The organism is Colwellia sp. MB3u-41, from assembly GCF_014076845.1.
GTDB lineage: Bacteria > Pseudomonadota > Gammaproteobacteria > Enterobacterales > Alteromonadaceae > Colwellia_A.
In genome coordinates this window covers 446040-461060 of sequence record NZ_JACGUT010000082.1, presented here as the reverse complement: position 1 = coordinate 461060, position 15021 = coordinate 446040, and the positions used below count along the sequence as shown (strand labels likewise).

The window sequence follows — 15021 nt, the reverse complement described above, 5'->3', positions numbered from 1 at the left end:
CGCTTCTAGTCTTATTAGGTTGATTGACTTTATGTTAAGAAAAACATTCATATATGCTAATGCTTTGTTGTGTGTCGCTCTGTTGTGTGTCGTGTCATTTAGTGTAAGTGCTACAAAGGCAGAGCCGCTAATATTAAATTCTTCTACCGTTGATCGAGACTTTAGCGATCTTGTCACATATTACCAAGCAGACGACGTAGAATTTCCTGCCGGTTTAGATGACATACCTGGGTGGCTTGAAGATAAAAAAGTATTACCTCCTACAGCAATCAGCGCCAGTGGAGATAAATTCTGGTTTGTGATAAAAATTTATAACCAGTCTGAATACAGTGACTTTGTTTTGTACCCCTATAATACGTTAATTGAGGAAATGCGCTTCTCCATTTATTCTCAAAACGGAGTACAGCAGGTATTCTCAGGAGAAAACTATCCAACTGAATACGATTTTCATTACGGTAATAACATCACGCTAAATAGAGGTGAACCACACTATATTATTGGTTTTATTGAAAGTAGCTATTTTTACTTATCACTTAATATACGTGTCACACCGGTTGAAGCGTTTAAAGATCAAGTGACACTTGAAAATTTAATTGTTGTACTGTGTTTGGGGATCGGACTCTCGTTGTGCATCTATAATTTTTTGATATACATGGCTTTTAAAGATCTCAGTCATCTTTACTATTCATTATTTACAGGATCATGGGTTTTCTATTGGACTCATTTTCAATTGATTTTTCCTCGAATATCAGGCGACTCGTATCCACACCTACATTGGTTAGGTGTTGCTCTGATGATAGTTTTTGGTATTTATTTTTATTCACATTTTTTGAAGTTGAAAGAATTTCATCCAAAACTAAATAAACTTTCCATTTACTTTGCTCGCTTTGTTATTTGTTGCATACCTGTTGTTATGGCAGATCCCGGTACAGGCTTTTGGTTAATGACAATAGTAAGTAGTATTTATGTGTTTTTAGCTTTTTATGCGGGTATCTATTCTTGGCGACTTGGTTTTAGGCCGGCAAGATATTTTGTATTGGCATATATAACGCTATCCGTGCCGAATATGCTTAATAATTTGATTACGTTTGATCTATTACCTCCTATAAGTATTACGGGATATCTTTTGGGGCTAATTGGTTTTGCCTTGGAATCTATATTACTTGCTTTTGCGATGGCCAATAAATTTAGTTTGATTAATGAAGAAAATATAGAATTAAATAAAAGCTTAGAGGTTAAGGTTGATCGAAGAACTTCACAGCTTGCCGTCTCTAACTTAAAGTTAAAAGCAGCCAGTGAAGCTAAGTCTGACTTTTTAGCAAAAATGAGTCATGAAATACGTACACCTATGAATGCGGTGATTGGTTTAAGCCGCTTAACACTTAAAACAGAATTGGATAATGAACAAGAAGATAATATTAAAAGTATTTTGGAGTCAGGTGAAGATCTCTTAATATTAATTAATGAAATTCTCGATTTTTCGAAGATAGAAGCGGGTAAGCTAACCCTTGAAAAAAGTTCATTCTCATTAGAGAAGTTATTAAGTAAAGCAATCAATCTTAGTGCTTTAAAGGCCCATGATAAAGGCCTTGAGTTAATTCTGCATGTAGATAAAAACATACCTCCCAAGCTTGTAGGAGATTCTTATAGGCTCCAGCAAATCCTTGTTAATTTAATTAGTAATGCCGTTAAATTTACTGAAATAGGCACCATCTGTATCAAATTACAGATTAAAGAAGACAGGAAACAACAGTTACTGTTGCAATTTTCTGTTATTGATACCGGTATTGGCATGACTGAGCAGCAGCAATCTAGATTATTTCAGTCTTTTTCTCAAGCCGATGATTCTGTGACACGAAAATATGGGGGAACAGGTCTTGGCTTAGCGATATCAAAACAGCTGAGTGAATTAATGGATGGAGAAATCTGGTTGGAAAGTGAAGTGGGTAAAGGTACAGCGTTTCACTTTACAGTAATAGTAGAAAAAGTCGATTTCAATTGGAAAATATTGGTTGATAAAAATAAGTTATCAGGCCTGAAAGTACTTATAGTAGACGATACACCCCTGGCTAGAACTGTATTACAGTCTCTTCTAAATGACCTCGGTATTCATGCTGATGAAGCTGGATCAGGTAGAGAGGCACTTGAGTTTATTAAGCGCTCTGAAAACGATGATATTTACTATGATGTTATTTTTATGGACTGGCGAATGCCCAATATGGATGGTATTGAAACTGCGCGTCATATTAGTAAGTTGAGTATCAAAAAATCACCACATATTTTAATGGTTTCAGCTTATGACAAATACGTGGCTCAACCACTCATCTGTGACACACCTATTCAAGGATTCATTGAAAAACCGGTTAATCAATCAATATTAATAGATGCTATTATTAAAGTTCTCTCACCTCATATGGAAGTAAATCCGCGCGCGGTTAAAACCGAAGTTACTGCGCCGAATTTAGCTTCGTTTCATATTTTATTAGTGGAGGATAATCTTCTTAATCGTAAAGTAATGTTAGGGTTTTTGAAGGATACGAATGTTCAAGTGGATATTGCAGTAAACGGTTTGATTGCATTGGAAAAGTTACAACAATCGACTTACGACTTAGTTCTGATGGATGTTCAGATGCCGGAAATGGACGGTTTAACGGCCGCTAGAGAAATCCGCCAGACATTGAAATTGGTTAACTTACCTATAGTCGCGATGACAGCCCATGCGATGCAAAGTGATGTAGAAAAAAGCAGAGAGGTTGGCATGAATACACATCTAATTAAGCCGATTGATCTTGATATTTTGTATAAAACATTGGTCAGTTTTTTGAATGTGAAGATTGAAACACATGTAAGCACATCTGTAGAGGCAGAACTCAATATTGATAATACAGCTGTTTTACTCGCTGATATCCCTAAAAATATTCAAGATCAATTATCCTTAATTCAGCAGGTAAAAGGCATTAAATTTGATTTAGCCTTAGGTAATTTAAAAGGCAATGTTGAGCTTTACTTAGGTTTAGTAAATGATTTTGTGAATGTTCAAGAAGGAAAAGAAGTTCTTGAACATTTGTATCAAAAGGGATATTGGGAGACTCTCCATCGTATTATACACTCGCTAAAGTCGAATGCTGCCTACATAGGAGCTGTTGAATTATCGACATTATGTGATGAGCTGGAATACAACTTACTCGAAGGATCGCCAAACAGGGCTTTATTCGATATAACATTAAAGGAATTGGATACACTACTTACAGAACTTTCTTGTATAGTTAATGCTACTCAAACTGAGCTGACAGTTTCATTTTCAATTAAAAATCTCATCAACGATTTGGATAAAATAAGACCGTTGCTGAAAGCTTCTGATTTTTCAGTGGAAAAATATTTACCCGGAATACAAGCAATGTGTAAGGATAGTGAGTATTCATTTGTTATTAACAAAATAATTGAACTTGTGGATAGTATTGAATATGAAGAAGCATCGGAATATGCCGATAAACTGTATGCTCAAATTAGCCATTAGCCATTAGCCATGTAGAATTTATCTTTGTCTAATATCTGAGTATCGCTGGAGAAAATATTATGAAAAATTCAATTCCTGAGCGACAAACTATCGTAGTCATTGATGATGAAAAAGCTAATCTTAAAATCTTAAGTGAACTTTTTAAGTCAAAGGTTAATATTATTTTGGCAAAAAATGGTACGCAGGGCATTGAAAAAATAATAAAATTTAAGCCTGATCTTATTTTATTGGATATTATCATGCCGGGTATGAGTGGGTTTGAAGTTATCAAGCAACTGAAAAAGAATAAGGAAACTTCTGCTATCCCTGTCATTTTTATTACAGGTCTGACAGATGTAGTCGATGAAAGTCAAGGCTTGGCATTAGGTGCCTGCGATTATATTCAAAAACCTTTTCATATTGATATCGTACTTGCGCGTGTTAATTTACATTTGAAATTGGCAGCGCAGCGCATACAACTTGAGCAGTTAGCAAATGTAGATTCGTTAACCTGTGTCGCTAATCGTCGAAAGTTCTACGAAATATTTGCTCTTGAGTGGCGAATGTCCGTCAGAAAAAATACATCTTTATCTCTGATTATGATTGATATAGATTATTTCAAACAATATAACGACCAATACGGGCATTTGGCAGGAGATCAAGCTTTAAAAAAGGTGGCACAAGTCATTTTTAAGCAATTAAAAAGACCTTTTGATTTTGTTGCTCGCTATGGAGGCGAGGAATTTGTGGTATTGCTGCCAAACACGCCAGCTCAAGATGCCTTTAGTATAATGGAATCTTGTTGCCAAGCTGTGGAAAACCTGAAAATAGAGCACAAAAAAAATACCAGTAATAAATACCTGACAATCAGTATTGGTGGGGTCAATTGCTTTCCAACGCAGCAAATGTGTTCTGAAGCGACGTTTAAGTTGGCTGACGATATGCTGTATCAAGCAAAAGAAGAGGGACGCAATTGTGTTATATGGCGCAATTAGCCTTCAGGAAAAAATCGTTGGTTTCTGCTTTTTTGTCACTATTTTTTTCAAAATTTTGTATTCATTAACTGGACGCTATATGTAAAAGGAATTACCTAATAGATGGGTCGATGAACTATCTGTTTTTGATAGGGTGTTATAGAGAAAAGTACTTTTGCTATCTGGTGAAGCTAACCTATAACAGAGCCGAACACTTAGTTTGTGACCAAGCTAGAAATGAAATGATTGTTAACAGCATCAAAAAATCCGTAAACCATGGCAGCTTAATCATTGTGATTACCGAAAGAAATGAGCATATTGAATTACTTGCTAAATTGATCGCTGATAGGGGGTTAACGATGCAAGCATTAATGATGGCCTACGAAAGTTGAGGGCAATGCAAAGGTGGGGTATTTCATTTAGAGAGTAATAATGTAAATACCATATTTTATATATTAACTTGGCTTTTGGAGGGATTGAGTCATGCTAAATATCTGGAATAGCTTTATTTCCTAGTGCATACTTTATGTCTACCCACATTTATTTCCGACGAGAAACATCATGACGCAAAACAGCAAAAATACCAGCGACCAAATCAATCGTCGTAGTAAAAATATTACAGAAGGGCCTTCACGCGCACCGAACCGATCGATGTATTATGCTATGGGTTATAAGGCAGAAGACTTCATTAAACCTATGGTCGGTGTCGCCAATGGGCACAGCACTATTACTCCATGTAACAGTGGCCTGCAAAAGTTGGCTGATGCCGCAATAGCGGGGATCAAAGAAGCGGGGGGGAATGCTCAAGTTTTTGGTACCCCGACTATTTCTGATGGTATGGCCATGGGTACCGAGGGCATGAAGTATTCATTAATCAGCCGCGAAGTGATCTCTGACTGTATTGAAACCTGCGTACAGGGTCAGTGGATGGATGGCGTATTAGTCATTGGAGGTTGTGATAAGAATATGCCTGGCGGCCTAATGGGTATGCTGCGTGCCAACGTGCCTTCTATTTATGTTTATGGCGGTACCGTACTGCCCGGAAAGTATCAGGGGAAAGCACTTAATATTGTCAGTGTTTTCGAAGCCGTGGGCGAACATGCTGCTGGACAAATGAGCGATGAAGACTTGTTGCAAATCGAACGCCGAGCTGTTCCAAGCACCGGTAGTTGCGGTGGTATGTACACAGCGAATACTATGTCGAGCTCATTTGAAGCACTGGGTATTTCTCTGCCCTACTCATCAACCATGGCTAACCCGCATGATGAGAAAGTAGATTCCGCGACAGAGTCTGCCAAGGTACTGATTGAAGCGATCCGCCAGAATATCAAACCGCGTGATATTGTGACCCGTAAATCAATTGAAAACGCTGTGGCGGTCATCATGGCCACTGGTGGCTCGACTAATGCCGTGCTTCACTTCTTAGCCATCGCCCATGCGGCTGAAGTGGAATGGACTATTGACGATTTTGAACGAGTCCGCCAAAAGACCCCCGTACTGTGCAACCTCAAACCGAGCGGAGAATACTTGGCTGTCGATTTGCATCAAGCTGGTGGCATCCCACAAGTCATGAAAATATTATTGACGGCCGGTCTACTGCATGGCGACTGTTTGACTATAACAGGACAGACCATTGCAGAAGTACTGACATACGTGCCTGAGGTGCCACGAGCAGATCAGGATGTGATTCGTCCTATCAGCAACCCTATGTATCAGCAGGGTCACTTGGCCATTCTTAAGGGTAATTTGTCACCGGAAGGTTGTGTGGCTAAGATCACCGGTTTAAAAAACCCCGTAATGACCGGCCCAGCTCGTGTCTTTAACGACGAACAAACTGCTCTCGCGGCCATATTGGCGGGTAAAATTAAAGCGGGTGATGTCATGGTACTGCGCTATTTAGGTCCTAAAGGTGGCCCAGGTATGCCAGAAATGCTAGCACCGACAGGCGCTCTTGTTGGCGCAGGTTTGGGAGAAAGCGTTGGCTTAATTACTGATGGCCGTTTTTCTGGTGGTACTTGGGGGATGGTCGTCGGACATGTCGCGCCTGAAGCCGCTGCAGGTGGTAACATCGCCTTCATTGAAGAAGACGACTCCATCACCATTGATGCTAAACAGTTACTACTGCAACTGAATATCAGCGATGATGAGCTTGCTGAGCGTAAAAAAGGCTGGCAAGCGCCAACGCCACGTTATAACCGTGGAGTGCAAGCCAAGTTTGCTTTTAACGCCTCCAGTGCCAGTAAAGGTGCAGTACTCGACGACTTCTAAGCATAATCTTTGTTAGTGCATAAAAAGCTCAGCACAGTATTTTCTGTTTGGGTTTTTTATATTACTTTTAAAAAATTTACATGGTTTTAAAGTGTCGTTATGGCTGAAAATATCAGCCACCGATATACGACATCTCCACTTTTTTTCTGCCTGTCGTTTCTTCTGTTCGAAGTTGTGAATAGCGATCCTCACGCTGATTCCAAATTAACCCTATGGCACGGGTAATTTGCATATCGCTTTTACCTGAACGCATAAGTGCTCGTAGATCATGACCAGACTGCGCGAATAGGCAAGTGTACAATTTGCCATCAGTTGAAAGTCGGGTGCGTGTGCAGGTAGAACAGAAGGCTTGCGTTACACTGGATATAACCCCAATTTCGCCGCTACCATCGGCATAATTCCAACGTTTGGCAACTTCACCGCTGTAGTTGGACTGTGCTTGGACAAGCGGCATATCAGCATTGACCATGCGTACAATCTCAGCCGAAGAAATAACATCCTTCATGCGCCAACCATTAGAAGAACCCACATCCATGAATTCGATAAAGCGGACAATATGTCCGCTGCCTTTGAAATGCCGCGCCATAGCAACGACATCTTGATCATTAACACCCTTCTTAACCACCATGTTAATTTTAATGGCGCTAAAACCAGCGCCATGTGCCGCATCGATCCCCTTTAATACATCGGCTACAGGGAAGTTAACGTCGTTCATAGCCCGGAATGTCACCTCATCAAGAGAGTCGAGCGAAACGGTAATCCGATTAAGGCCTGCGGCTTTAAGCGCTTTTACTTTCTTGGGTAATAACGTGGCATTGGTAGTAAGCGCGATATCAAGTGGCTTGTCGTCTGGTGTTTTTAAGGCGGCCAGCATTTTAACCAACACCTCGAGGTTTTTACGTAGTAGGGGTTCGCCACCTGTAAGACGAATTTTTGTAACACCGTGTGCAACAAACAGTCGCGCCATGCGCGTGATCTCATCGAAACTCAATAGTTCGGATTGTGGCAGGTATTGGTAGCCTTTTCCAAAGACTTCCTTGGGCATACAATAAGTGCAGCGGAAGTTACATCGGTCGGTTACTGAAATGCGTAGATCGCCCAAGAGCCTTCCGCGTGTATCTGACATCTGACCATTGGGGGCAGGCGCGTACGCGGGAATTAGCGGTACTTGGCCAGCGTAAAGCAGGTCAATAGTAGGGATTATGTTTATGCTCATGGGGCACTCGATATAGATAAATTGATCATTAAGCGATAAGTCATGACGAGCAGCTATAATGGGATAACCCACCGGTTTCGAAGAATTCAAGTGGCTTAAGCCGATAGTATTTTTCTTCCATATCAATTGATTGCTCGGCATATGGCTGCGTCATGACTTCCTGCAATTCTCGCACTAGAGAGTAATTCCCTATGCTCGCTTGCTGATACGCAGGCACAACGAACCACTCTCTCAAATTATATTTTGGATTCACGAGTTTCATCTGCCTAGAGAGCTCAACTGGAGAACGGGCACTATTTACTTCGGTAGTGCTAGGGTCGGTCGAATTGGCGTTAAGAGATTTCCATGTTGTGAGCCACGCTGACCAACGATTGTCCATCCCTTCGGGATCTGCATTATACGTCGCGTTTTTGTAGAAGCTTTTTTTGAGTGGGCCAATATCGCTAGGCACCGTTGATAGTTCTCGGAAGAAAATGGTGTAATCAACTGCAGTTTGCGCCATCAGTGTTTCGAGTTCGCGCAATAATTCCGCATTAAATGTATGCAGCCCAAGTTTTTCAGCCCACATTTTTTCCATTTTTTCTTGCATTACGGTTGTAAAACCCGTTCGAATCTCGTCGAGATTTTTTATAGCATCCTGATGTGATGCCACTAGTGGCTGCAACGCTTTACAAAACATGTTGAAATTTCGTTCTGCTGCCACAGGCTGATTCATAAACGAAAAGTGATGACCGCCTCCTGTCCATGGTTGATATTGCGGGTTGAATACATCGCAAAACCCGAAGGGGCCATAATCGAGTGTAAAGCCTCCAGCCGCGCAGTTGTCACTGTTGAAGTTGCCTTGACAATAACCGACACGGATCCAGTTGGCTACCAGTGAAGTCAAACGGTTGCGGAACGCGCGCGCGAGCAGCACCACTTTTTCAGCCATGGAAAGTATATTGTCAATGATGTCGCTGTACTCACGATCGATCAAGTGCAGTACAATCACCTCAAGCTCTGCCATTGCTTGAGGGTGTTCCTGCTTGTGAACACGGCGACTGAACAGTTCTAGCTGACCCACCCGAATAAATGATGGTGCGACGCGCGTAGAAATGGCGACCGCCTCAGATATAAGCCTATCGGGATCCTGTGAACGTGAGCCTTCAGCGTACCACGGTCGATTAACCTGCTCTGTTTTCGACACGTATAAGCTAAGCGACCGCGACGAGGCTACTCCAAGCGCGTGCATGTGCTCTTGTGCTAAAAACTCGCGCACACTTGAGCGCAGCACGGCGCGACCATCAGCGCCACGGCAGTAAGGTGTACGTCCTCCGCCTTTTAGTTGCATTTCCCAGCGTTGACCGTTAATGACAGCCTCAAGCACAGACATTGCGCGACCGTCTCCGTAGCCGTTACCCGTTTGGAAAGGGCACTGTTGATAGTATTCGCTACCGTAAATAGACAATGCATAGCCTGTAGCCCAACCAACCTTGCGCAGCGGCGCTGGAACCTCTGTTAGGTCGCCAGAGAACAGTCGAACGAAGTCAGCCGACTGCGCCATGCTGTCGGAAAAACCCAGTTCACGGAAAAAGGTTTTACTATGAGTAACGTACTCAGGGTCTTGGATAGGTGTGGGCTTGACGGGAACATAGTGCCCGGTAAATACTTGTCGTGGACTATGGTCTACGCCATTTTCTCTCGCATCAGGATCACAGTTGAGCGTATCCATGAGCGAGTAGTCTGCCAGCTTGGCGAGATCGCCTAGCGTAACTATGGTCGGAGTAGTTTGCAGGGGCAGTTGATTGGTCATAGGGCCTCCTCATGACATGGGTATAATGGCTGTTTTCCCGCTGAGGGGTTGGTCGTATCGACAACCTCCTCGATTTCCGGAGCGATCTTTTTAAGCATGACTTCGAATTCCTGCCTTAGTCTTACTTGAGAAGATGCACATCCCTGGTAACCATCGCTCATACTGATGTAAAGTGTTCCTTGACAGATTTTTCCTATCAATATCTTGCTGGCGTGATTAGCAATGGAACGGTTTATTTCCTTGTCCAGTAGTACCTGAATAACGGTCATCAGCTCTGTATCTGATCTTCTTTGTGTGCCGTTTAGTATACTAGCTTGTGTGCGAGTATGAATATACATCCCCAAGATAGCTGGCACGCCAGTCAACAACTGAGTGCAGATGGTTGTGCCGATGGAAGCTTTTAGTTCTGACCAATAGGCGTTTGGGTTCTTGCAGATCGTCACCACGCTTTGTGCAATAAGCACGTTGTTCACACCGGGCAGTGTAAACAATCGCTTGGCTAGCGGTAATTTAGCTGCTCGCTCTGCGCTACTAAAAAAGAAAACGCCACCGGTATGTACTGAGTGGTTAACAAAAAATTTACACATATCTGGATCGGTGAGTGATTTCTCCGCGCGAATAATGATTGGCTGCTCCGCAATTATCACATTAGACATTTTCAATATTCTCTTTTGTAGTGTACGCACCTAATGTACGTAAATTTTTAAACGTATATATCCCACTGTTATGGTCATCGCTCCAATCGAACTGGATCGCATAGTTGCCTACGCTCGTTATTTTTCGTGGGCTCACATCAAATTGAATATTTTTTGGATTAAGCAGTTTACGTCCACTTATCTCCTCGACACAGAGGGCACACTCACAGGCTAAACGCAGATCTCGCACGTCAAAATTATCACGATGACCGTCCTCCCATAGAATTGATAAAGTACGCAGATCGTGACGGAGAAAACCAATGGGATTCGTTTGCGATCCTACCGGTTTTGCTGCATTTTCAATCCAACCAGGCGTCCCCTCGTTACTGTCCCAATGCCATACAAAGGGATTCGGTATTGTGATCTCCGTTTCAACCTGATCAACAAGCGTAGTGGCGATAGCAGAATACATCTTGCCGCTAACAGACATTGGCTGGTCAGCCACGATTGGGCGACCTTCATTAGCGCAGGTGATAACATCAATAGGTAAGGCACCCAGAAATGGCACGCCAAGCTCTTGGCTCATTTGCTCACCACCACCGTAACGGAAGATACCCGTATTTTCGACGCAGTGAGGAGAGGTGAAGGTGTGCATGTTCTCTACAATACCAAGGATATTGACCTTAACCTTCTCGAACATCTGCAAGCCTAAGCGTGCGATCTTGAGGCTCAACGCCTGTGGTGTTGTCACTATAACCACCCCGGACAACGGAATACTCTGTGCTAGCGTCAATTGAGTGTCGCCTGTGCCCGGTGGGAGGTCAAGGATCAAATAATCCAGTTGTCCCCATTGCACACCACTGATGAACATCTTTAGATATTTTCCTACCATCGGCCCGCGTAAAACGGTCGGGTTGTCATCTCCAGTAAACATGGCCATTGGCAGCACTTTCAGACCGTACGCTTGTGCAGGGATCATTTTACCGTCCGGTGTCATCAGCTGCTGTTTATTCGTTTTTATACCCAGCATATCTGGAATAGTGGGTCCAAGGATATGTGCATCTACGAGTCCTACACGCGCCCCTAGTTGTTTTAGCGCGAGCGCCAGATTAACGCTTACTGTAGATTTTCCAACGCCACCCTTACCGCTACCGACAGCAATGATGTGACGTATCCCAGGCAGTTTTTTGGAAGTCAGGGATGACCCACTCGATATTTGGTGTTGATTATGGTCAGGAGTGTCCATGACTGAATTCCTGCTATTTTCAACTAATGGTGGGGTATATAATGGGGAGCTCTTCCGCCAGAAAAATAACCAATTCCAATTTCTGTACCTATTAGGTATTGTCAAAATCTCTCCCATCATGCGTATGTTCAGCCGTATAAAAATTAATTTTGGTTGTCATAACGATTCCTCTTAGTAATGATTTACCTGAGTAGCTTCTTCAGTGTTCCAAATTCTGTGGTTTGTCTAAAATATCCCCTTTCCTACCGATAATGGTGTGCAAATCATGTGTGAGTTACATTTGATTATCTGCAGTGGTCAATGGGCAGGTCATCTATTGCGAAAATTAAGTTAATCGAGCACACTGGTTAGTAATCGATATAAAACACATTGGTGACATACTCGATATCAAGCCGCGCGGCTATGAGCGGATTATCCTTTGCCTGTGCGGCTTCCTTTAGCGTCATAGGAATAATATTAAGTGCATACACGTGATCTGACTTCCAGTTAGATACTGTGTTATAAATAAGCCAATGCCGAGCGATACGATGTAATCCATTAAATTTGGCGTCGTGCACTCTTACTCGATAATGATCAGAATCTAGATGATAAGTATGCCACTCACTCTCGTCCTCAATCTCGATAATAGCTTCGGGAAAGGCCTGAGTTAAACATTCTAACAAGCTATCGCGCGTAGGTTTCATTGTATTTTTTCCTGCATGTTTTCCTGATTTTTTATGCCCTATGTAATAGATAGTGGTGGTCTGCGAATTAGGTTTAGTACATCACTCAAATAATATTTTCGATCGTTTTATCGGTTAGTTCGATGTTCAACTTCAACTTCCATTGTGACGCATGAGAATATGCAATGGACCACTACTCTTTTTACAGACATAAAAAACATCTGTTACTGGTTGATTTTTATTCATTTTTATATGACCAAATTTAGATGATTTGATAAATACAACCTATAATATTTAGACCCTTGCTACTTATTTTTTAATGGAATAAAGCTGTTATTTTTCAACAAAAGCTCTTTCAACAACGTAGTCGCCTTGTATTCCTTTTTTAGGACTTTCTTTGAAGCCTCTTTCATCTAGAATGGCACAGGTATCTTTTAACATTGAAGGACTACCGCACAACATCACACGATCAAACTCTGGGTCAAGTTTAGCTATACCAAGGTCAAGAGATAACTTTCCTGTTCGCAACAAATCCGTTATTCGTCCTTGATTTTTATAAGGCTCTCGTGTGACACATGGATAATAAATGAGCTGCTCAGTAATCATTTCACCCAGATATTCGTGATTAGGCAGATCTTCAGTGAGTATGTTTTTATATGCCAATTCATTGGCATATCTTACGCCATGGAACAATATAACCTTTTCAAAACGTTCATAAGTTTCGGGATCTTTGATAATACTTAAAAAGGGAGCTAGCCCTGTGCCAGTGCCGATTAACAATAAATTTCGACCATCGCGTAAATCATCAATAACCACAGTTCCGGTTGGTTTACTGCCGATAATAACTTCATCACCAATCGTTAAATGTTGTAATTTAGAGGTGAAAGCACCGCCTTCAACTTTAATGCTGAAAAATTCCAAATAATCTTCATGGTTTGCACTAGCGATGCTATAAGCACGTAAGATCGGCCTAGCATCATCTTGCGCTAAGCCAATAATGATATATTCCCCATTCCTAAAGCGGAGTCCTTGGCTGCGTGTGGTCTTAAAAGAAAACAGGCTATCATTCCAGTGAACAACATCGATGACTTTTTCGGGATTAAATTTCTTATTCATGTTTTATCCTAGACAGTTTTATTATTTTATTTCTTTACCCGAGGCTTGAAGATCTGCATGGTAACTTGAACGTACCAAAGGACCACAGGCAGCATGAGTAAAACCAAGCCTTTTAGCGATAATACCCAGCTCATCAAACTCTTCTGGAGGTACATAGCGTTTAACCGCAAGATGATGCTTACTCGGTTGCATGTATTGCCCTAACGTTAGCATCTCTACATTATGTTTACGCAAGTCGTTTAATACGGCGGAAATTTCATCATTTGTCTCGCCAAGCCCCATCATCAATCCTGATTTTGTCGCGACCTGTGGATGCATGGCTTTAAAACGACTTAACAATTCCAATGAATTTTTATAACTTGCCCCCGGACGAACTTCACGATACATATGTGGTGCAGTCTCTAAGTTATGGTTAAACACATCGGGCGGTGCCTGACTTAAAATGTTGAGTGCTCGTTCTACTCGACCTTTAAAGTCAGGCACCAAAATTTCAATTTTTATATGAGGTACTTCTTTACGTATGGCTTTAATACAGTCAACAAAATGCTGAGCACCGCCATCGCGAAGATCATCCCTGTCGACCGAAGTGATTACCACATACTTTAATTTCATGTCACGTATTGTTGCGGCTAACTTTTCTGGCTCTTCTGCACTCACTGGTAAGGGTCTACCATGCGCGACATCGCAAAATGGACAGCGGCGAGTACAAATAGCACCCAAGATCATAAAAGTTGCTGTGCCGTGGTTAAAACATTCATGTAAATTAGGACATGACGCTTCTTCACACACTGAGTTTAAATTATGCTTACGCATCGCTTGTTTAATTTCTGTTACCTTAGCGGTGTTACTCGGTATCTTTATTTTTAACCAACTAGGTTTTTTTAAGGTAGTTGCTTTTTTACTCGCAATAATTTTTACTGGAATAAAAGCCAACTTATCCGCATCACGAAGTTTTTCGCCAGCGACCAATAGTGATTGTTTAATGTTACTCATGATAGTGATTGACCTTGAGGCCAAAAAGTGACCTCCTACGTTTATAATATACGCTATTGATTATGTTGTTGGCAGCTGTGTTTCTAAGTTATCAATTGCGTGGAAAGGCGTATTATTCTCAGACATTAAAGGTGCAATGGCTGAGAGTACCAACTTATGTTTAGCTAACATGCTTTTTCCCTCAAATTCTGCTGTGACGACACAAAGGCTGAAACTGCATCTTCAAGTGGAACGGGTATAGTGCTCGCTTTAGTCTGCTTTGTAGCAGCACTTTTCACGGCTGCTGAAATAATGACTTTTAACTCGCCATTCTGATTGAGTTTGCTGATAATATCGCCGTCGCCAATCAACTGACCATTAGCCCAAACTTGAGGGAAAATAGGCCAATCTCCGTAGACGGGTAATGCCGCTCGAATTTCTTGATTAGCTAATATATCCACAGAAACAAAATTTTTATTGCAAGCAATTAAGGCTTTTACAGCGATAGCAGAAAACCCGCATAGGGGTTGTTCTGACGTACCCTTCATAAAAATGACAACGGCATGATTATCGATATGTTCTTCAATTTCTTTCATGATATCGATGTCTCACTCCTCGTAACCTTTATTATTAACTTATTGATA

At 41.7% G+C, this 15021-nt stretch carries 13 protein-coding genes; 4 read left to right on the top strand and 9 right to left on the bottom strand.

The annotated features are described in order from the left end of the window. Positions 1–31 precede the first annotated feature (31 nt). From H4J73_RS15885 to ilvD, 4 genes are all read left to right on the top strand, one after another. A complete protein-coding gene (locus tag H4J73_RS15885) occupies positions 32–3517 on the top strand; it encodes a response regulator (RefSeq protein ID WP_182223572.1) in 3486 nt (1161 codons plus the stop codon). 59 nt (positions 3518–3576) lie between these two features. Continuing rightward, on the top strand, positions 3577–4491 hold the full coding sequence (locus tag H4J73_RS15880) for a diguanylate cyclase (protein ID WP_182177309.1): 915 nt from the start codon (positions 3577–3579) through the stop codon (positions 4489–4491). Between the two features lie 110 nt (positions 4492–4601). After that, a complete protein-coding gene (locus H4J73_RS15875) occupies positions 4602–4862 on the top strand; it encodes a hypothetical protein (RefSeq protein ID WP_182223571.1) in 261 nt (86 codons plus the stop codon). Positions 4863–5031: 169 nt separating this feature from the next. Then, the gene (ilvD, locus tag H4J73_RS15870) at positions 5032–6738 is read left to right on the top strand and encodes a dihydroxy-acid dehydratase (protein ID WP_182223570.1); all 1707 of its coding nucleotides are present in this window, start codon (positions 5032–5034) and stop codon (positions 6736–6738) included. A gap of 112 nt (positions 6739–6850) precedes the next feature. Here ilvD and moaA read toward each other — a convergent pair whose 3' ends face one another. From moaA to H4J73_RS15825, 9 genes are all read right to left on the bottom strand, one after another. After that, positions 6851–7864 carry a GTP 3',8-cyclase MoaA gene (moaA, locus tag H4J73_RS15865; protein ID WP_404851833.1) on the bottom strand — a complete coding sequence of 338 codons (1014 nt, stop codon included), beginning with the start codon at positions 7862–7864 and terminating at the stop codon, positions 6851–6853. Positions 7865–7994: 130 nt separating this feature from the next. Beyond that, the gene (locus H4J73_RS15860) at positions 7995–9746 is read right to left on the bottom strand and encodes a YdiU family protein (RefSeq protein ID WP_182177295.1); all 1752 of its coding nucleotides are present in this window, start codon (positions 9744–9746) and stop codon (positions 7995–7997) included. After that, positions 9743–10402, bottom strand: coding sequence for a NifU family protein (locus H4J73_RS15855; RefSeq protein ID WP_182177293.1), 660 nt, complete (start codon positions 10400–10402; stop codon positions 9743–9745). Before H4J73_RS15855 ends, H4J73_RS15860 begins: the two co-directional genes overlap by 4 nt. Continuing rightward, on the bottom strand, positions 10395–11627 hold the full coding sequence (locus H4J73_RS20840) for a P-loop NTPase (RefSeq protein ID WP_182177291.1): 1233 nt from the start codon (positions 11625–11627) through the stop codon (positions 10395–10397). The genes H4J73_RS15855 and H4J73_RS20840 overlap by 8 nt, the downstream gene beginning before the upstream one ends. Before the next feature lie 347 nt (positions 11628–11974). Further along, the gene (locus H4J73_RS15845) at positions 11975–12310 is read right to left on the bottom strand and encodes a BolA/IbaG family iron-sulfur metabolism protein (protein ID WP_182177289.1); all 336 of its coding nucleotides are present in this window, start codon (positions 12308–12310) and stop codon (positions 11975–11977) included. Between the two features lie 312 nt (positions 12311–12622). Then, on the bottom strand, positions 12623–13405 hold the full coding sequence (locus H4J73_RS15840) for a ferredoxin--NADP reductase (protein WP_182176399.1): 783 nt from the start codon (positions 13403–13405) through the stop codon (positions 12623–12625). 21 nt (positions 13406–13426) lie between these two features. Beyond that, positions 13427–14398, bottom strand: coding sequence for a lipoyl synthase (lipA, locus tag H4J73_RS15835; protein WP_182177287.1), 972 nt, complete (start codon positions 14396–14398; stop codon positions 13427–13429). 60 nt (positions 14399–14458) lie between these two features. Next, positions 14459–14569: a hypothetical protein gene (locus H4J73_RS15830; protein WP_182177285.1), complete on the bottom strand. Its 111-nt coding sequence runs from the start codon at positions 14567–14569 to the stop codon at positions 14459–14461. After that, a complete protein-coding gene (locus H4J73_RS15825) occupies positions 14563–14973 on the bottom strand; it encodes a glutaredoxin (protein ID WP_220460680.1) in 411 nt (136 codons plus the stop codon). The genes H4J73_RS15830 and H4J73_RS15825 overlap by 7 nt, the downstream gene beginning before the upstream one ends. Positions 14974–15021: the final 48 nt, after the last annotated feature.

Bases quoted from the DNA above. Each gene is read 5' to 3' on its own strand.
- H4J73_RS15885 (WP_182223572.1), top strand. From the start codon at position 32: ATGTTAAGAAAAACATTCATATATGCTAATGCTTTGTTGTGTGTCGCT.
- H4J73_RS15880 (WP_182177309.1), top strand. From the start codon at position 3,577: ATGAAAAATTCAATTCCTGAGCGACAAACTATCGTAGTCATTGATGAT.
- H4J73_RS15875 (WP_182223571.1), top strand. From the start codon at position 4,602: ATGAACTATCTGTTTTTGATAGGGTGTTATAGAGAAAAGTACTTTTGC.
- ilvD (WP_182223570.1), top strand. From the start codon at position 5,032: ATGACGCAAAACAGCAAAAATACCAGCGACCAAATCAATCGTCGTAGT.
- moaA (WP_404851833.1), bottom strand. From the start codon at position 7,864: ATGTCAGATACACGCGGAAGGCTCTTGGGCGATCTACGCATTTCAGTA.
- H4J73_RS15860 (WP_182177295.1), bottom strand. From the start codon at position 9,746: ATGACCAATCAACTGCCCCTGCAAACTACTCCGACCATAGTTACGCTA.
- H4J73_RS15855 (WP_182177293.1), bottom strand. From the start codon at position 10,402: ATGTCTAATGTGATAATTGCGGAGCAGCCAATCATTATTCGCGCGGAG.
- H4J73_RS20840 (WP_182177291.1), bottom strand. From the start codon at position 11,627: ATGGACACTCCTGACCATAATCAACACCAAATATCGAGTGGGTCATCC.
- H4J73_RS15845 (WP_182177289.1), bottom strand. From the start codon at position 12,310: ATGAAACCTACGCGCGATAGCTTGTTAGAATGTTTAACTCAGGCCTTT.
- H4J73_RS15840 (WP_182176399.1), bottom strand. From the start codon at position 13,405: ATGAATAAGAAATTTAATCCCGAAAAAGTCATCGATGTTGTTCACTGG.
- lipA (WP_182177287.1), bottom strand. From the start codon at position 14,398: ATGAGTAACATTAAACAATCACTATTGGTCGCTGGCGAAAAACTTCGT.
- H4J73_RS15830 (WP_182177285.1), bottom strand. From the start codon at position 14,569: ATGTTAGCTAAACATAAGTTGGTACTCTCAGCCATTGCACCTTTAATG.
- H4J73_RS15825 (WP_220460680.1), bottom strand. From the start codon at position 14,973: ATGAAAGAAATTGAAGAACATATCGATAATCATGCCGTTGTCATTTTT.